Annotated in this window: 14 protein-coding genes and 1 pseudogene; 7 read left to right on the top strand and 8 right to left on the bottom strand. The window is 43.0% G+C overall.

Annotation, left to right across the window (positions count from 1 at the left end; translation table 11 throughout):
• Positions 1-93: 93 nt before the first annotated feature.
• The gene (gene nfsB, locus NI462_RS02170) at positions 94-747 is read right to left on the bottom strand and encodes an oxygen-insensitive NAD(P)H nitroreductase (RefSeq protein ID WP_004646745.1); all 654 of its coding nucleotides are present in this window, start codon (positions 745-747) and stop codon (positions 94-96) included.
• Positions 748-990: 243 nt separating this feature from the next.
• On the opposite strand from nfsB, the pseudogene hpaI reads away from it, so the two are divergent.
• Together hpaI and NI462_RS02160 are read left to right on the top strand one after the other, a co-directional pair.
• Positions 991-1,780 (top strand): annotated as a pseudogene (gene hpaI / locus NI462_RS02165) (4-hydroxy-2-oxoheptanedioate aldolase).
• Positions 1,781-2,461: 681 nt separating this feature from the next.
• Complete coding sequence (locus tag NI462_RS02160) at positions 2,462-2,680, top strand: hypothetical protein (RefSeq protein WP_004279847.1); 219 nt, start codon at positions 2,462-2,464, stop codon at positions 2,678-2,680.
• A 28-nt stretch (positions 2,681-2,708) separates the two neighbouring features.
• Here NI462_RS02160 and NI462_RS02155 read toward each other — a convergent pair whose 3' ends face one another.
• The gene (locus NI462_RS02155) at positions 2,709-3,428 is read right to left on the bottom strand and encodes a UDP-2,3-diacylglucosamine diphosphatase (RefSeq protein ID WP_004646748.1); all 720 of its coding nucleotides are present in this window, start codon (positions 3,426-3,428) and stop codon (positions 2,709-2,711) included.
• Between the two features lie 111 nt (positions 3,429-3,539).
• Positions 3,540-4,049 carry a peptidylprolyl isomerase gene (locus tag NI462_RS02150; protein ID WP_004279844.1) on the bottom strand — a complete coding sequence of 170 codons (510 nt, stop codon included), beginning with the start codon at positions 4,047-4,049 and terminating at the stop codon, positions 3,540-3,542.
• A 422-nt stretch (positions 4,050-4,471) separates the two neighbouring features.
• On the opposite strand from NI462_RS02150, the gene NI462_RS02145 reads away from it, so the two are divergent.
• Both NI462_RS02145 and NI462_RS02140 read left to right on the top strand, forming a co-directional pair.
• Positions 4,472-6,199 (top strand): glutamine--tRNA ligase/YqeY domain fusion protein, encoded by a 1,728-nt coding sequence (locus NI462_RS02145; RefSeq protein ID WP_004279842.1) that lies wholly within the window; start codon positions 4,472-4,474, stop codon positions 6,197-6,199.
• A gap of 69 nt (positions 6,200-6,268) precedes the next feature.
• The gene (locus tag NI462_RS02140; protein WP_004646751.1) at positions 6,269-7,180 is read left to right on the top strand and encodes a bestrophin family protein; all 912 of its coding nucleotides are present in this window, start codon (positions 6,269-6,271) and stop codon (positions 7,178-7,180) included.
• An 83-nt stretch (positions 7,181-7,263) separates the two neighbouring features.
• Here NI462_RS02140 and NI462_RS02135 read toward each other — a convergent pair whose 3' ends face one another.
• From NI462_RS02135 to putA, 4 genes are all read right to left on the bottom strand, one after another.
• On the bottom strand, positions 7,264-7,824 hold the full coding sequence (locus tag NI462_RS02135; RefSeq protein ID WP_026055785.1) for a lecithin retinol acyltransferase family protein: 561 nt from the start codon (positions 7,822-7,824) through the stop codon (positions 7,264-7,266).
• Positions 7,825-8,216: 392 nt separating this feature from the next.
• The gene (locus NI462_RS02130; RefSeq protein WP_004279838.1) at positions 8,217-8,441 is read right to left on the bottom strand and encodes a hypothetical protein; all 225 of its coding nucleotides are present in this window, start codon (positions 8,439-8,441) and stop codon (positions 8,217-8,219) included.
• 243 nt (positions 8,442-8,684) lie between these two features.
• Positions 8,685-9,767, bottom strand: coding sequence for a tRNA (uridine(54)-C5)-methyltransferase TrmA (trmA, locus tag NI462_RS02125; RefSeq protein WP_004646753.1), 1,083 nt, complete (start codon positions 9,765-9,767; stop codon positions 8,685-8,687).
• Between the two features lie 184 nt (positions 9,768-9,951).
• Positions 9,952-13,707, bottom strand: coding sequence for a trifunctional transcriptional regulator/proline dehydrogenase/L-glutamate gamma-semialdehyde dehydrogenase (gene putA / locus NI462_RS02120; protein WP_004646755.1), 3,756 nt, complete (start codon positions 13,705-13,707; stop codon positions 9,952-9,954).
• A gap of 118 nt (positions 13,708-13,825) precedes the next feature.
• Here putA and NI462_RS02115 point away from each other — a divergent pair, with 118 nt between their 5' ends.
• Complete coding sequence (locus tag NI462_RS02115; RefSeq protein WP_004279833.1) at positions 13,826-14,320, top strand: Lrp/AsnC ligand binding domain-containing protein; 495 nt, start codon at positions 13,826-13,828, stop codon at positions 14,318-14,320.
• A gap of 79 nt (positions 14,321-14,399) precedes the next feature.
• On the opposite strand, the gene putP is transcribed toward NI462_RS02115, so the two are convergent.
• A complete protein-coding gene (putP, locus tag NI462_RS02110) occupies positions 14,400-15,908 on the bottom strand; it encodes a sodium/proline symporter PutP (RefSeq protein ID WP_004646756.1) in 1,509 nt (502 codons plus the stop codon).
• A 421-nt stretch (positions 15,909-16,329) separates the two neighbouring features.
• Here putP and aspA point away from each other — a divergent pair, with 421 nt between their 5' ends.
• Complete coding sequence (aspA, locus tag NI462_RS02105) at positions 16,330-17,772, top strand: aspartate ammonia-lyase (protein ID WP_034439543.1); 1,443 nt, start codon at positions 16,330-16,332, stop codon at positions 17,770-17,772.
• A 130-nt stretch (positions 17,773-17,902) separates the two neighbouring features.
• A complete protein-coding gene (locus NI462_RS02100) occupies positions 17,903-18,268 on the top strand; it encodes a hypothetical protein (protein WP_004646758.1) in 366 nt (121 codons plus the stop codon).

Below are 18,268 nucleotides of genomic sequence, written 5' to 3'. Positions count from 1 at the left end.
TGTTATTCTATTAGATGTAAATTAAATAAAGCAAAAAATAGGCCCGAATTGACATGGAAAGGGGCGCTTGACCCCTTTTATAGCATAAATTCCTTACAGTTTGGTGAAAATATCTTCAGCGGCAAGACGTGATTTAGGGAGTTTGGCATTGAAATCATTTTCACTGCGATAGCCTAAAGTCAGCAATACAGAAGGGATCAAACCCTGTTCTGCAAGTTGTAATTCTTCACTAATCATCTCTCCGTCAAAGCCGCCAATTGGTGTGGCATCAACCCCTTCAATTCCGGCAGCCAAGAGCATTTGACCGAGTGCAATGAAGGTCTGGTTTTCAGCCCAACGCTGAATATCACCTTTTTCATTACGATAATAATGAATATAACCTGCACGGGTATTTTTCTGACCTTCTTTGGCTGATTCATCTTTAAAACGGCCACTGAGATCATCGCGGTTCAATAAGTTTTCTAGATGCAACTCATTAATGTCGGCTTTGGTGCAGAATAAAATGGTATGTGAAGAATCCAGAACTTTGGGTGCATTGTAGGCATAAGTACCAACCAAGGCTTTGGCAATGCGCTGTTTGGCGGCATCATGATCGGCAATAAAAAAATGCCAAGGCTGAATATTGATCGAAGAGGGTGCCAGACGCAAAATTTCTAACAAGCGTTCAAACTGTTCTGCTGGGATTTTCTTGCTAGGATCATAGGCTTTAGTGGTATAGCGGGTCTGTGTGATCTTGAGTAAATCCATCAATGGACTCCAATCTTTTTAAATAAACAGCGAGTAGAAGTTTTAAATATATACATTTTTCACATCCCCTGATTATTACAATAAAAAAGCATCAGGCAAAGCCTGTTTTGAGATGATCTTGAGCTGGATTCAAGCAAAACTTAGAGTTAAATCAGATTAAAATCCAGTTTTTGTCTATTGGCACTTTTAAGCGAGAAGCGTTTAATAAGAGGCATCGCCAGCAACATGCAAATAGGTTAGCGGATGCAAGTGACCAATTACTTTAAACACAAACTGAAAACCCAGCAGCAAATCGGCTTATGGATTGGCAGATGCCTATGGAACCGAGATTGCGGCAAATGCAGGTTATGACTGGCTGCTGATTGATGGTGAGCATGCACCCAGTGATTTGAGAACGACTTTGTCGCAACTGCAAAGTATTGCTGCTTATCCCTCGCAAGCAGTAGTACGACCACCCATTGGTAGCGTACAACTGATCAAGCAACTCCTTGATATCGGTGCACAAACGCTGTTGATTCCGATGGTAGAAACCGTGGAACAGGCCGAACTCATGGTCAGGGCAGTCCGTTATCCGCCTGAAGGAATTCGTGGCGTTGGTGCTGCACTGGCACGTGCCACCCGCTGGAACAGCATTCCAAATTATTATCAGACGGCACATGAAGAAATCTGTTTATTAATCCAGATTGAATCGGTCACAGGACTTGAAAATCTGGATGCTATTCTTCAGATCGACGGGATTGATGGCGTGTTTATTGGCGCCGTTGATCTATCTGCCACTATGGGTTATCAAGGTGATCCGAATCATCCTGAAGTACAAAAAGCTGTAATTGATGCAATCCAGCGGATTCGTTCTGCAGGCAAAGCTGCAGGAATTCTGTCAACCCAGCATGAAGTGACGCAAAAATATATCGAACTTGGCACTGAGTTTGTAGCAGTGGGCGTAGATACCAGTATTTTGATGAATTCCTTGCGTGATCTATTGGGGAAATATAAAAAGGATATCAATGTGATTAATCCGACTAGCGGTTATTAATCAACAAGAGATTCTGAATGAATAGCTTGCTTAGATTTTTAGTTTATTTTTAACCGGAAATTCTTTAGATGAGCTATTCATTCAGCCATAAGAAAATCATAATGAACCTTCAAGATGCAGAACAATTTTTACAAGAACAGCAGAACATCTTAGAGAACCAACGTCAGCAAAAAACTAGACGAGTGCAACAAGCCTTTTTTATGATTCACGTACTGTTTGTAGCCTTAAATGCTATTCTCTTGATCCTAAATTATCAAAAGACGGGAGAGTGGAACTTGCTGTACCTCGGGCTGAGTTTCATGTCTCTAATATTGATTTTAAGGTATTTAAAGACAGGTTTTGTTTATCAACGGAAATGAAGTAACGTTAAAATGAATTTTAGATCATAAAAATCAAAAGCCTAATAATTAACAAAGCATGAAAAAAGTTCTTAAAAATCCCATTCTATTGTCATTACAATGTAATTTTGCTTTTGCTGGATAAATAGCTTACACTGGCTGCACTTCAAGCAAGTACTGTTCTTGCTTCTATTATTATTTTAAGCTGATTGTGATGTACTTTTTAGTTCAAGTATTTGAACTCAAATAAGATCTACTAACCATAGAACTATTATGTAAACTAGGTTGTTATTAATCTCTCTCCATATAGTCACAAAAAGCTCATATCGTGTGAGTAAATATTTTGATCAAAATCAATGAATGGCATATTGCCACTGCCGCTGATGGCAATGAAATTAACGTGAAACTGGTTCCATTAAAGCGCAAGCAAAATACAATGGACGGTTTTATCTGGGTTGAGGTCGGTAAAATGATTCAATTGCCAACGGGTGAGGAATTTCAGTTCAATCTCGATGGTAAAAGTTTCTATACTGGGGTAAACCAGCTTTATCGTCTGTGTTAAGCAGATCAATATCGTAAAAAGTGGCTGATTAATATCGCCACTTTTTTAGTTTCAGGGTATCAAAACTTTGATCTTCCTGAATTTCCAGAATCTCTGCACTGTCTTCTTTCCAGTCGCCTAGTACAATTCTTCTTTTCTGGGCTAACTGATGAATGGCTGCGCGATGCGTATGACCATGGATTAGTACATCTACATCCTGTAATGCCAGCTCAACTGCATGTGGGTTGACGTCCATCACTTCATAGCTTTTAAACTGTTGTGCCTGATGGCTTTGTTGACGAAAGCGGTTGGCTAGTCTGGTTCGAAATGAGAGAGGGGTTTTTCTTAAGAAGCCAAGTAGCCAGGGATGACGAATAATCTTTTTAAAACGCTGATAGGAGACGTCATCGGTACATAGGGCATCGCCATGTTCCAGGCGAAAATGTGTTCCGGCAATGATTAGCTGATCGATTTCGGGAAGAAGCTGCCCGCCAAATCGAGCTAAAAATTTACTTCCTAAGACAAAATCCCGGTTGCCGGCCTGAAAATAGACTTGATTCCCAGCCTGAGTAAACTGTTTTAATGCAGTGACAATTTCGTCCAGCCATGGAGAGGTATAGTCATCACCAATCCAGGCATTGAACCAGTCACCCAGAATATACAATTGGGTATTTTGATTTTGATATTCAGTTAATAAATCTAAAAACCCCCGAACAAGTCGAGGGTGATCAGGTGACAAATGTAAATCTGAGATAAACAGATAGGTCACGAATCTTTTCCTTTTATTCCTCTCTAGATCCCTCCTTCATATGAGGGATTTTCCATTACACTGTTTTAAAGTGTTGCTTTAAAACTCATAAAAGAACGGAGAGGACGTTTTTTATTCAGAAATGATTTTTGCAGATTCGATTACTACGTTTTCTAGAGGAACGTCAGCGTGGTAGCCACGGTTGCCAGTACGTACGTTTTTGATTTCGTTCACAACGTCCATACCTTCAACGACTTTACCAAATACGGCATAACCCCAACCTTGAGCAGTTTTGCCAGAGTGGTTAAGGAATGAGTTGTTTTTCACGTTAATGAAGAACTGAGCAGAAGCAGAGTGCGGTGCCTGAGTACGCGCCATTGCAATCGTACCTTCGTCATTGGTCAAGCCGTTGTCTGCTTCGTTTTCGATTGCATCACGTGTTGCTTTTTCTTTGAAGTTTTCATCCATGCCGCCGCCTTGGATCATGAAACCATCAATAACACGGTGGAAAATTACGCCGTCATAAAAACCGTCACGTACGTATTCTAAAAAGTTAGCTACGGTTTTAGGTGCTTTTTCAGCATTGAGTTCTAGAACAATACGACCTTTATTGGTGTTTAATTCGACTTGAGGAAAACTCATTGTGTAATCTCCTGATCATGGACGAGTGCCATGGTTTTTTCTGAATGAGTGAAGCATAAGCAAACTACATTCGACAAGGCAAGTAAAAACATTATTTTCTTTGTTAAAAGCATAAAAATAATACCTTATTTATACGTTGATTTATCAAGGCATTTCAGATATTGCCCTATCAGGTACCCTATTTTGAATTGGCGTAAATTAATGATTTTACTGCTTGTACAAGCACTGATATTTTAGTTTCAGGCAACTCGCCGTATTTTCATTTTTTAAAATGGGTGAATTGAAATCAAATACCATAGTTAGCGGTTGAGAGATTATTCACCTCTAGTTAAACTAAGGAACTTTGATAATGAATATGCGTACAACCTGTGCGATTAAATATTCGTTAATCCCTTTTTAACTTTAGAAGTGAATGATTGATCATGAAGCCAAATGATGTTGTGACATCTCTGCCCGAGAACCCGACCCAAAAGAACAATGCAGTCGATTCAGTGCAGCAGCAAGAACAACAACCGGGCTTGGACTTTGTACGTCAGGTCATTACCGATGATTTAGCCGCTGGTCGTACTCAACAGGTGGTGACGCGTTTTCCGCCTGAGCCGAATGGCTATTTACATATTGGCCATGTGAAAGCAATTTGCTTGAACTTCGGAATTGCTGAAGAATTTAAAGGTGTGTGTAACCTGCGTTTTGACGATACCAACCCGGATGCCGAAGAGCAGGAATATGTGGATGGTATTGCCAATGATGTGAAATGGCTGGGTTTCCAATGGGAAGGCGAGCCGCGTTATGCATCAAGCTATTTCGATCAACTTTATACCTGGGCAGTTCAGCTGATTGAGCAGGGCGATGCCTATGTGGATTTGCAAAGCCCTGAAGAGATCCGTTTAAACCGCGGTAATTTCGTTGAGCCAGGCAAGAACTCGCCACAACGCGATGCAACGGTTGCAGAAAACCTGGAGCGTTTTGAGAAAATGCGCAGCGGTGAATATGCAGAAGGTCAGGCTGTATTACGTGCCAAGATTGATATGACTTCACCGAACGTGCATATGCGTGATCCGATTCTGTATCGTATCCTGCATTCTGAACACCATCAGACTGGCGATAAATGGAAAATTTATCCAATGTATGACTATGCGCATCCATTGTCTGATGCGATTGAAGGCATTACGCATTCACTCTGTACCCTGGAATTCCAGGATCATCGTCCGTTCTATGATTGGGTAGTGGCAAAAGTTAAATCACCATCCGTGCCACGTCAGTATGAATCGAGCCGTTTGAATGTGGACTATACCATCACCTCGAAACGTAAATTACGTAAACTGGTGGAAGGTAGCTATGTTCAGGGCTGGGATGACCCACGTATGCCAACTGTAGTCGGTATGCGTCGTCGTGGTTTCACACCTGAAGGTCTACGTGATTTCTGTCAACGTGTCGGTGTATCGAAAGTTGATGGAAGTATTGTCGATGTAGCTATGCTGGAATACTGTATTCGCCAGTCTCTGGAAAATACTGCCGCTCGTGGTATGGCTGTGTTAAATCCATTAAAAGTGACTTTAACCAACTTGCCAGCCGATATGGACCTGACCCATTCACGTCATCCGAATGTCGATATGGGCGAGCGCGTTATTCCATTGACGACTGAGCTGTATATTGACCGTAAAGACTTTGAAGAAGAGCCACCAAAAGGCTTTAAACGTCTGATTCCAGGAGGTGAAGTTCGTTTACGTCATGCCTATGTCATCAAATGTGACGAAGTCATTAAAGATGAAAATGGTGAAGTGGTTGAGCTGAAATGTTCGATTGATCCTGAAACTTTAGGTAAAAATCCTGAAGGTCGTAAGGTGAAAGGCGTGATTCACTGGGTATCTGCGACAAAAGGCGTTCCTGCGGAAGTGCGTATTTACGACCGTCTGTTTACTGAATCTGATCCTGAGGTGGGCGATGACTTCTTGGCAAACCTGAACCCTGAATCATTGAAGGTAGTTCAGGCCGTGATTGAGCCTGCTTTGGCACAAGCACAACCGGAAGACCGTTTCCAGTTTGAGCGTGAAGGCTATTTTGTGGCTGATCAATATGATCATTCCAGCGAAAAACCGGTATTCAACCGTATTCTGGATCTTAAGGACAGCTTTAAACCAGGCAAATAAGCTGGTTTAAGTCAGAATGTAAAAAGCCCAACTCTGGTTGGGCTTTTTCAATACAGCAGGGAAAATTGCATGATTGTGCGTGATAAGAATAATAGTTTGGGCTTACTGTTTGCCTGGCAGGGAACGATTCTGCCCAAGGTGCTGCCCGCATTGGTTTTGGTGGTTTTTATTTCCGCTTTACTAGTGTATTTGAGTCAGGCGCATTTCGTGAGCCTTCCTGCTGTCCCGGCAATTGGCTTTACCATTTTTGGTGTCATTCTTTCGATCTTTCTGAGTTTTAGAAATACGGCCTGCTATGATCGCTGGTGGGAAGGGCGCAAGCTTTGGGGTGCGTTGATTGCAACCACGCGTCATTTATGCCGTGACAGCCATGTGCTAGATGATCAAATCCGTGAAGTTTTGCTATATCGCATGATGCTGTTTACCCATCTATTACGTGATCGGCTGAGACAGCAAACGCCCAGTATTCAGGCTTATGAAGCCACTGCCGGTTTTGAACCCAAGTCATTTGAGCAATTGCCCATGCAAATCAATCCATCCCAATGGGTGCTGGAACAGATGCAAAAAGAGCTGGTGCAGCAATATAAGCAGGGCAAGATCAGCGATATTATTTATAATAACCTGAATCAGCACACTGTGGCTTTGGGAGATATTCAGGCTGGTTGTGACCGGATTTTGTCCACGCCATTACCATTTTCTTATTCGGTATTGTTACATCGTGCGGTTTATTCTTTTTGCTTTATCCTGCCTTTCAGTTTGCAGGCAAATTTAGGCCTGTGGACACCAATTCTGGTTGGATTGATTGCCTATATGCTACTCGGGCTGGATGAACTCAGTGCGGAACTGGAAGAGCCCTTTGGCTTGCAGGACAACGATCTGCCGCTAGATTCAATTGTGCGACTGGTCGAGCGGGAAACCCTAAGTTCTTTAGGTAAAGCACTACCTGAGGCAATTCAAGCCAGAAAAGGCTATTTGACTTGATTCCTTATCAACATCATCAAAATGTAAAACACGAACTTAAAATTTCTTGCTCACAAAAAATCATCGGCAGGCTGAGCTTTAAATTAACGATGTTTAAGATTGGTCAGGTCTGACACTTTGGTTTTAGCCTGATCTTGCAATTCACGGTATTGTTGCAAACGCAGATTGGCTTTATCTCTGAGTTTTTTCTTGATGTACAGCGCCAATGCGAAACTGGTCGTGGTCAGGGTCAGGAACATGCTGTTCATAAAACTCATCATCGAGCTGATATAACCAATCGTGGTCAGGCGATTCATCATATAAATTACTTGCGGGCTACTTTCCACACCGGTAATCGCCCAGGTACACAAATGTTCGCAATTATTAATAATCAGATGATAGTTGTTTTCATGCATTCTGGACCGCATGCGGCGCACCACTTTACGACCTTTATATTTTGCCGAGTCATAATGTTGCATATGAATTGGTTTGCCATGACTGAATTTTTCAATAGAAGTTATTTCAATCGGGCGTTTCTTGAATAAATGCGCAAAGCCGGAATAATGAATGACACGACCACGTCCGGCGTAAATCCCATGATGGGTATAACCGAAATGTTTAACCATAAGATGTGCGCCTATGGGAAACCGTTTAGTCTGTTGCATATCAGAATTAAGCCATTTAAAAAAGCATTGTCGTTTAATAGGAAGTGTACTGTGTTTTGCTAAATTAATCGATGCCTTGCCTGAGTTTCAGATCAGAATTGAAGAGTTATTAAGCCAAGTTTTAAAGGAGCTAGAAGAGAGCAGAATTTAGAACATATTCTTCTGATAAAGGTTTTAAATAGCCTAAGCAAGTACTAAAATTTCTGCAAAATCACAAGCATGGATCAAGGAAGTCATTCAACATTTTCTGCCTGATCCCTGAAGCTTTTAAAGTTGAAGTTAATAAACTATGCTGAAATAGAGAAGACCAAACCCTTAAACTAAACTTTCAAGCATAAAAAAAGCACCTGACTACGCAAGTGCTTTCTTTATACGGCTGTAACCTTGGCCGATTACTGCAATGGCAAGTGCTGAAGTTCATTCAGTTCTTTGCGGCTATAGCCGCGAGATACAAGAACCTTTTTAATTCCGATGATGATTTCTTCATCAGTAGCTTTAGAAAGTGCTTCAAGAAGCTGTTCATTTGTCTTGCAAGAGCAATCATTTTCAACACAAGCAATTTGATTCTTGTGTTCATTGTGTTGTTCATGAGAAAACAACTTTTGCCAAAAACTCATAGAGCCTTCATACAACAACCTAACATAGAGTGAAATATAGCCAATTAAATAAATAAAGCAATAGGACCTATGTGATAAAAGCAGCAGTCAGGCTAGAAAATTTCCGATTGAAGCCTAAAGGTCTAACGATATTTCTTGCTGTACAAGTCAATATTTATTATTAAATACATGATTTATAGTATAAAAAATGGAGCTTCAAAAAGCTCCATTTTTGTAACAATATAATAAATTGAAACAAATTCTTTATACTTTTTCCAACAATACACCCGTTTCAACATGATGTGTATACGGGAACTGGTCAAACATGGCGAACTTGCTGATTCTATGCGTTTGAGACAACTGTTTCAGATTGTCATATAAGGTATCTGGATTACAAGAAATGTAAATAATACGCTGGAAACGCTGTAACAGTTTCAGCGTTTCATCATCAATACCAGCACGCGGTGGATCGACAAATACCGTATCAAAATCATAAGTCGAAATGTCAATTTGTGCTTCCTGCAAACGACGGAAAACACGTTCGCCATTATAGGCTTGAGTGAATTCTTCGGCAGACAGACGCGCAACCTGAATATTTTCAATCTGGTTCTGCTCAATATTCCACTCAGCTGCATAAACTGAAGATTTGGCTAATTCAGTGGCCAAAACACGGCGGAATTTGGTCGAAAGCGGCAGGGTAAAGTTCCCATTGCCACAGTAGAGTTCCAGCAAATCTTTATCTGATTGTTCCGCTGCATCACATGCCCATTCCAGCATTTTTTGACAAACTTGTGCATTGGGCTGGGTGAAGCTGCTTTCGATCTGCTTATATTTATAGTGACGATCAAAAACAGACAGTTCTTCCACCACATATTCATCAGTCAGGACGAATTTCTGGCCACGGCTTCGGCCAATCAGTTTAATATTCAGTTTTTCCGCCAGTGCTTTTGCTGCAGGTTCCCAGCTTTCATCCAGCTTGCGGTGATAAATCAGGGAAACTAGGACTTGGCCACTTAAAGTCGCCAGAAAATGGACTTCAAATAGACGATGACCCAGATTGGCATCTGCCTTGAATGCTTCAAGTAATTGTGGCATCAAGTCATTAATGCTGCGGTCTGCAATTGGAAATTCATCAATACGAATGACTTTTTTATTGTTGTTCTCGTCACGTTCGAACATGGCATAAAACAGATCATCTTCAGTATGCCAGATCCGGAATTCAGCACGCATGCGGAAATATTTTTCAGGAGACTGGAATACTTCTAAAGCAGGTGGTTGATATTCGGCAAACTGAGCGCTGATGCGTTCAATTTTGGCTTCAAGTTGTTGCTGATAAGATGAAGTCATATGCAGTAAGAAATCGCAAATATTTTAAAGCGCAAATGGTAGCAAAAAATTGCCGATCTGCCTAAGCCTATTGTAGTCAAGCCGCTTTAAAAGCTGCATAAAAAAGACCAAACCTTCTGAGGAGAGAGGTTTGGCCATAAAGAGGAAAGATTTAAGCTAAAAATGCTGAGATGATTGGACTGATTTAGAGATTATCCATCGTCATCAAGCTGGCATTGCCGCCTGCCGCCGCCGTATTGATACTGATCGCGCGTTCAATCACAAATCGCTCGACCGGAATATCATAGTTGCCCGAACTTAAATGGGTGATACCAATAATTGGACCTTGGCGTGTTGCAATGCGTTTCTGCAAGTCAATCAGTTCAGTAGTGTCACCATGATGCAGGACGGCCTCAAATACACCTGTTTCAATATCCCGGACCACTTTAAATTGCTTGCTAACCGCGGCTGGCATGGTTGGTAAATATTTCAGAATAAAAGTATTGTTTGCCAGTACCGCAGGACGACTGCCAACCGATAAAATCGCCAGAATTTGCTGAATCTGGTCTTGATCCCTATGTGCTAACGAGAGAACGCTTTCACGTGGCAAGATCATGTATTGATTTTCCTCGCCAGTTGGGCCTTGCAGGCTAAAGCTTTGACCAGTCGCAATTTGCATAGGCGCTTTTAAAGATAAAGTTGGGAAAGTTTTAGCTACCCAGGCTTTAAACTCCTGAACAAGTTTATGTTCAACAAGTGCTGGCTCAGCTTGAGCTGCATAAGGCTGAGCCAGTTTTTTCTCGGATACTTGATGCATTAAACGATAGATATACAACGGGCCACCCGCTTTCGGGCCGGTGCCGGACAGACCTTCACCACCAAAAGGCTGGACGCCCACGACCGCACCAACGATATTGCGGTTGATATACAGGTTGCCGACTTCCGCTCGTGCAATCACGGTTTGCATGGTTTCATCAATACGCGTGTGCAAGCCCATGGTCAGGCCATAACCCTTGCTGTTGATCTGATCTAACAACTGTTCCAGTTCGCCATATTTATAGCTGATCAGATGCAGTACCGGGCCAAACACTTCACGTTCCAGATCATCCAGATTTGGAAGTTCAATCAGGGTTGGTGCAATGAATGTTCCTGGAGTTAATTCAGTCTGGTCCTGATTAAACATCAACTGATGAACTGTATGACCTTTGCTGCGCATCTGCTCGATATGCTTTTGGATATTTTGCTGGGCTTCTGCATCAATCACTGGACCAATATCGGTTTTCAGCAAGACCGGATTGCCAACGCGCAACTGTTGCATCGCACCTTTGAGCATGCTGCGTACGGCCTCCAGATTATCTTCCTGAACACAGAGGACACGCAGGGCAGAACAGCGCTGACCGGCACTGTCATAGGCAGAGCTCACAACATCCAACACCACCTGTTCAGTCAATGCAGATGAATCCACAATCATGGCATTTTGACCACCAGTTTCAGCAATCAGGGTGACGCTTTCTCCAAACTGGTTTATTCGTTCTGCCACGGTTTTTTGTAGAATTTGGGCGACCTCGGTGGAACCGGTAAACATGATGCCCTGAATACGTGGATCTGCACTGAGCTGTGCACCAATGGTTTCACCACGGCCCGGCAATAGCTGTAACACATCCTGCGGAATGCCGGCTTCCCATAAAATCTGTACGGCTTGTGCTGCAATGAGCGGTGTTTGTTCAGCCGGTTTGGCAATCACGGTATTGCCAGCGACCAGCGCTGCTGAAATCTGACCGGTAAAAATCGCCAGCGGGAAGTTCCATGGACTGATACATAGTACAGTACCTAAAGGCTGGATCTGTACATTGTCACTGAGATCCAAAACTTGAGCTGCATAGTAACGCAAGAAATCTACCGCCTCACGTACTTCGGCAATCGCATTGGCATAGGTTTTACCTGCTTCGCGAGAAAGAAGAACCATGAGCGGAAGCAAACGCTGTTCCATCAGTTCTGCGGCTTTATTCAGGCAGGCAGCACGCTCATTTTTTGGCAGATTGGCCCAGAAACTTTGTGCATTAACTGCTTGAGTGAGTGCAATTTCAGCCTGTTCAGAAGTTGCTTCATAGACTGTGCCGACCACATCCTGATGGTGTGCTGGATTGATCACTGGAACTGCATGGGGCGTATCCACGCTGCTAAATGCCGTTCCCATAGCAGCTGACTGAAATTGCGTATTTGCCAGACTGGATGCGACTTCATTTAAAATACTGAGTTCAGCATCATTGGCCAAATCGAGTCCTGAAGAGTTCAATCGTTCATCGGCATAAAGATCTTGCGGATAGGGAATATGCGGATGCTTGGCACCCAATACGCTTTCCTGTTTTGACGCCTTTAAAATGGTTTGCTGTGGATTTTCAATCAAATCTTCAATTTTCAAGGTTTTGTCAGCAATACGATTGACGAAGGAGGTATTGGCACCATTTTCCAGTAAGCGGCGCACCAGATAAGCCAGCAAGGTTTCATGATTGCCGACTGGCGCATAGATCCGGCATGGTACACCGAGTTTATTTTTCGATGGATCGCCCACGACATTTTCATACAGTGGTTCGCCCATGCCATGCAGACATTGGAACTCATATTGGCCGGCATAATACTGCTCAGGTTGTGCCAGCTGATAGATCGTCGCTACCGTTTGTGCATTGTGAGTGGCAAATTGTGGGTAGATATAATCCGGTTCAGCCAACAGCTTACGCGCACAAGCAATATAAGACAGATCCGTATGCACCTTACGAGTAAATACCGGATAATCTGACATTCCATCAATTTGGGCTTTCTTGATTTCGCTGTCCCAATATGCGCCTTTGACCAGACGAATCATCAAGCGTTTCTGGCTGCGCTTCGCCAGATCAATGATGTAATCCACTACATAGAAGCAGCGTTTCTGATAGGCCTGAATCACAAAGCCAATGCCTTTCCAGTCCTGTAATTGTGGTTCAAAACACAGGCGTTCTAACAGTTCAAGTGAAATCTCAAGGCGATCACTTTCTTCAGCATCGATATTTAAACCAATATTGTATTGCTTGGCCAAGACCGCGAGTTTCAGTACTTTTGCATAGAGCTCATCATGCACGCGATCCATTTGCGAACGCTGATAACGGGGGTGCAGCGCAGAGAGTTTGATAGAAATGCCAGGCCCGTCATAAACATCCTTATCCTGCGAAGATTGACCAATGGCATGAATGGCTTGCTGATAATCCTGATAATAACGTTCAGCATCCGGATCGGTCAGTGCTGCTTCACCCAGCATGTCATAGGAATAGCGAAAGCCTTTTTCTTCCAACGGTTCGGCATTTTTCAGGGCTTCATCAATGGTTTCACCCGTGACAAACTGCTCGCCCATCATGCGCATGGCAACATCGACAGCCTTACGGATAATCCCGCGGCCACTGCGTGCCAAAAGACCGGTCAATAAGCTAGACAGGCTTTTTTGCTGTGGGGTTTCCATCAGCTTGCCGGTCAGCATCAGTCCCCAGGCTGCTGCATTCACAAACATCAATTGGCTCTGGCCCAAATGTTCTTTCCAGTTACCTTGATTGATTTTGTCACGGATCAGCAAGTCACGTGTGGCTTTGTCCGGAATCCGCAGTAAGGCTTCTGCCAGACACATCAGGGCAATGCCTTCCTGAGAAGATAAAGAAAATTCCTGCAATAAGCCTTGGACAATACCGGCTTTCCCAGTGGAACTTTTGCGTTCACGTAAGGAATGTGCGAGATCAAAGGCAAGCGCCTGAATCTTGTCACTCATCTCGGAAGAAATTTCACTATGGGCCAATAACTCTTCGACGCATTCAGTTTCTGCACGACGCCATACCGTATTAATACGTTCTTCGTATTGGTTTTTGTGTTTAAATTCAGCAATATAATTTGAGTGCTGGGCTGAATCTAAAATTGAATCTGGGCGGAGAGTGGTTGGCATAGTGACTTCCTGTACTGCGTCAATCAGTTCTTTGAGGTGAATGAGTTTTAATCTATAATCACAGAATATTTGACGAATATCTCACTATAGTTTTCGCTTTTTTTAGAGAATAATTCTAATGCCAAGTCCTTATTTGAACCTTGACCGTATAGATATTCGTATACTGGGTTTATTGCAATCCGATGCCAAGCTATCCAATATCAAACTGGCTGAACTGGTCAATTTGTCGCCTACAGCAGCCTTGGCGCGTGTACAAAAGCTGACCCGGGAAGGTTTTATTGTGGGCTATGAAGCGCGCCTCAATCCAGTCATGTTGAATAATGGTTTTGTGGTCTTTGTTGAAATTTTATTGGATAAAACCACGCCGAATGTTTTAGATGAATTTTCCCATGCTGTGCGGCAGATTCCTGAAATTATCGAGTGTCATATGATCAGTGGCGGGTTTGATTTCGTGGTAAAAATCCGCTGTGCCAATATGGATGAGTTCCGGAAAATCTCTGGTCAGATCTTGTGGCAATTGCCCGGAATTAAAGAAACGCGCAGTTATCCGGTGATGGAAGTGATTAAAGAAAGTCAGCAGATCCATCTGAAAATGCCGGGAAAAGCCAAGTAATTTTCAAGAACTTCATTTGTGAATCTAAGAAACATAAAAGGGACGATTAAGTCCCTTTTATGTGCAAGAAAAAAGGTGATTATTTTTTCATTTCTGCCATTTCTTTTTGATACTCGGCTTTAGCCATTTCAAAGCGTTTGACCACATCAGCACTCGGTGCTTTATCCAGCAGGCTGACGATGATAATGCTGAGGGTGGCCAGAATAAAGCCTGGAATGATCTCATACAGACCGGTATCACCCATATAATTTTTCCAGACAATTACAGTCATGGCACCAACCACCATACCCACAATTGCGCCGTTGAGGGTCATTCGTTTCCAGAATAGCGACAAGATAATCAGCGGGCCAAATGCAGCACCAAAGCCCGCCCAGGCATAAGCCACCAGACCCAAAACCTTACTGTTCGGATTAATCGCCAGTGAAATGGCAATTAGGGCAATCACCAAGACCATGCCGCGACCGACCCAGATCAGTTCTTTTTGTGAAGCATTTTTACGCAGGAAACTCTTATATAAATCTTCGGTCAGGGTGGTTGAGCAGACCAGAAGCTGACAGCTCAAGGTGCTCATAATTGCCGCCAAGATAGCAGCCAGAATGATTCCGGCAATCCATGGATTAAACAGGATTTTGGTCAACTCCATAAATACCGTTTCAGGGTTTTGATTCACCACCGAAGCCAATGCGGGATTGACACTGAAGTAGGCAATACCGATATAACCGGCAGCCACTGCACCGCCTAGGCATAGAATCATCCAGGTCATGCCAATACGGCGTGCAGCAGGAATGGTTTTGACCGAATCTGCTGCCATAAAACGCACCAGAATATGCGGCTGACCAAAATAACCCAAGCCCCAAGCCAGACTGGAAATAATCGCAACGGTGCTTAAACCTTCAAGCATGCTTGAAGCATGTGGGCGAGCCGATTCAAGGATGACACTCACTTGCTGGCTGTTGTCGCCCAGAGCCAAGAAGGTAATGATCGGAGTCAGCAATAAGGCAAAAATCATCAAACCGGCTTGGAATGTATCTGTCCAGCTGATCGCCAAAAAGCCACCAATACAAACATAAAGAATCGTCGCCATCGCACCAATCACAAGCGCTGTGGTGTAATCCCAGCCAAACAGGCTTTCAAACAGTCGTGCACCTGCGACCATGCCTGAGGCACAATAAATTGCAAAGAACACCAGAATCACCAAGGCAGACAAGACCCGTAAAATACGTTTACGATCGGAAAAACGGCTAGTGAAATAATCCGGCAAGGTTAGAGCATTGTTCTGATATTCAGTATGGGCGCGCAGTCGACCTGCCACGAGTAACCAGTTCAGCCATGCACCGATAATCAAACCGATCGCAATCCAGACTTCTGACAGACCAGACAAGTAAATGGCTCCTGGAAGACCCATCAACAGCCAGCCACTCATATCCGATGCGCCCGCCGAAAGTGCAGTGACGACACTGCCCAGACTCCGTCCACCTAGAATATATTCGTCAAAATTGGAGGTGGCACGATAAGCATATAAACCGATTGCAATCATGGCGATAATATAAAACATGAAAGTAATCAGGGTGGGGTTTAAAGAAGTCATGGGCAGGTCATCCTGTAAATATGGAAATCATCGTCCAAGATGATTTTTTGTACTGAGATTGCAAGGAGGTGATTCAAGCATGGTTTAAAAATTACACTCTGTAACAATTACACAGCTTTTATGTATACCTATTGTAAATAGAGTAGTAATTCACTGAAATTGAATTAGGAATAACTTGAGCGGATAAAAGGCAATACGACGTCGAATTCAGGGGAAAAGTGGAAATTTTGAATAAATAATGAAAATATTTGAATCTTAGCCAATTGCTTACACAATCTTACAAAACTCACAGCTTTAGCGTATTGGTAATAAATCGTAGCAAATCTAGGTTAAAGTCTTCCTATTAGGCCTGTATTTGTTTGCTCATATTAATGTCACACCAAATACGGTGCATCGCCAAGAGTATTTTTTAGTGGACAATATGCTTCAAATCGAACCGACCCGCATTGAACGTGATTTATTGGGGGAAAAACAAATCCCGTTGCATAGCTATTATGGGATTCATACCTTACGTGCCATCGAAAATTTTAAGATTTCTGGATTGGCGGTGGGGCAACAAACGCACTTTATTCGTGCTTTGGCCCAAGTGAAAAAAGCTTCGGCACAAGCCAATCTGCACTTTCAAAAATTGTCCGAGCAGACCAGTACTGCCATTCAGAAAGCTTGTGATGAATTGATTCAGCATCCGGAAGCGTGGCAAACGGCATTTCCACTCGATCCTTATCAGGGCGGTGCCGGAACCTCCATCAATATGAATACCAATGAGGTGATTGCCAATATTGCCCTAGAAATGTCGGGCCATCAGAAAGGTGATTATCACATTCTGCATCCGAATGATCACGTCAATACCTCGCAATCGACCAATGATGTCTATCCAACGGCTTTGCGTCTGGCGACCTATAGCAGTCTGGATGAGTTATTGAGCGTGCTTAAAGCATTGATTGACTGTATCGATCATAAAGCTGCCGAATTTGAATATGTCATCAAGATGGGACGTACCCAGTTACAAGATGCCGTGCCGATGACCATGGAACAGGAATTCCGGGCATTTGCCACCTTATTAAAAGAAGACCTGAAGCTGATTGGACAGATGCGACAGTTATTGCTGGAAGTCAATTTAGGCGCCACCGCCATTGGGACCGGGGTGAATACACCGCCGGGCTATGCCAAGCGGGTGGTGGAAATCTTGGCGCACCTGACAGGTTTACCTTTAAAAGGTGCAGCAGATTATGTCGAGGCGACCAGCGATTGTGGCGTCTTTATTATCTTGTCGAGCAGTTTAAAACGTCTGGCAGTGAAATTGTCCAAAATCTGTAATGACTTGCGCTTGCTCAGCTCGGGGCCGCGTACAGGGTTAGCTGAAATTCGCTTACCTGAGTTACAGGCAGGTTCTTCGATCATGCCGGCAAAAATCAATCCGGTAATTCCAGAAGTTGTGAATCAGATTGCATTCCGGGTGATTGGTAATGACTTAACCATTACTATGGCTGCGGAAGCCGGGCAGTTACAATTGAATGTCATGGAACCTGTGATTGCCGTGGCGATGAATGAATCAATTCAATTATTGACCCAAGGCATGCAAACCCTGAATCAGAAATGTATTGCTGGTATTCAGGCCAATGAACAGATTTGCTTAAGTTCCGTCATGCGCAGTGTCGGGATTGTGACCTTGCTTGAACCGATTCTGGGACATGCCAAGTGTGATGAAATCGGCAAACAATGTATGTGGGAAAATAAAACCGTGCCACAGGTGGTATTAGAGTTAGGCTTATTGAGTGAAGCGCAATTAGAAGAGATTTTTGCATTTGAAAATCTGGTGTCTGAAATACCTGTAGCAGAGAGTCAGCTCGAACAGGTTTCTTGATAGCATAAATTGTCTTGAAACAGCTCAAATCAACTGATCGTTGTGATTTTGACAATTTGCCTCAAGTTCGATATGTGGATTTGAGGCATTTTCATCTAGACTAGGGTCTGAACTTTATTTGGCTGGGTAAATGGCGATGTTTGATAAAATCAGTGCATTATTTAAAACTAATAAACCGACTGCTGCACAGCTATATTTAGACGAGCAGAATATCCAGCATGTCGAAGGCACAGGTTATATCGTGGATGGCATTGATTTAAATCAGGAACTGACCACACGCTTAGAATATTTGTCCAATCGCCGTCTAAAACAGTTTGATGATTTAAAAGCTTTATACGACACCGCGATGCTGATCAATGAAAAGATTGATCTGGAAATTGCCCATCAGCGTTTTAATGTGACTTTGGGAAATACCGAAGAGAACCTGCTGCAATTTAAAATGATCCTCAAGAAGTTAAATGATTATTATCGTAACTTTCTGCGAGAGAAAAAATAA

The sequence above is a fragment of the Acinetobacter lwoffii genome, from assembly GCF_024129715.1.
Classification (GTDB): domain Bacteria; phylum Pseudomonadota; class Gammaproteobacteria; order Pseudomonadales; family Moraxellaceae; genus Acinetobacter; species Acinetobacter lwoffii_U.
Note: the sequence above shows the minus strand (reverse complement) of the source record. Positions and strands in the feature narration are given on the sequence as shown.

Coding starts and splice junctions, on each gene's coding strand:
- NI462_RS02115 (WP_004279833.1), top strand. CDS start 13,826: ATGCCAAGTCCTTATTTGAACCTTGACCGTATAGATATTCGTATACTG.
- NI462_RS02100 (WP_004646758.1), top strand. CDS start 17,903: ATGGCGATGTTTGATAAAATCAGTGCATTATTTAAAACTAATAAACCG.
- trmA (WP_004646753.1), bottom strand. CDS start 9,767: ATGACTTCATCTTATCAGCAACAACTTGAAGCCAAAATTGAACGCATC.
- putA (WP_004646755.1), bottom strand. CDS start 13,707: ATGCCAACCACTCTCCGCCCAGATTCAATTTTAGATTCAGCCCAGCAC.
- NI462_RS02140 (WP_004646751.1), top strand. CDS start 6,269: ATGATTGTGCGTGATAAGAATAATAGTTTGGGCTTACTGTTTGCCTGG.
- NI462_RS02135 (WP_026055785.1), bottom strand. CDS start 7,824: ATGCAACAGACTAAACGGTTTCCCATAGGCGCACATCTTATGGTTAAA.
- aspA (WP_034439543.1), top strand. CDS start 16,330: ATGCTTCAAATCGAACCGACCCGCATTGAACGTGATTTATTGGGGGAA.
- putP (WP_004646756.1), bottom strand. CDS start 15,908: ATGACTTCTTTAAACCCCACCCTGATTACTTTCATGTTTTATATTATC.
- NI462_RS02150 (WP_004279844.1), bottom strand. CDS start 4,049: ATGAGTTTTCCTCAAGTCGAATTAAACACCAATAAAGGTCGTATTGTT.
- NI462_RS02130 (WP_004279838.1), bottom strand. CDS start 8,441: ATGAGTTTTTGGCAAAAGTTGTTTTCTCATGAACAACACAATGAACAC.
- nfsB (WP_004646745.1), bottom strand. CDS start 747: ATGGATTTACTCAAGATCACACAGACCCGCTATACCACTAAAGCCTAT.
- NI462_RS02145 (WP_004279842.1), top strand. CDS start 4,472: ATGAAGCCAAATGATGTTGTGACATCTCTGCCCGAGAACCCGACCCAA.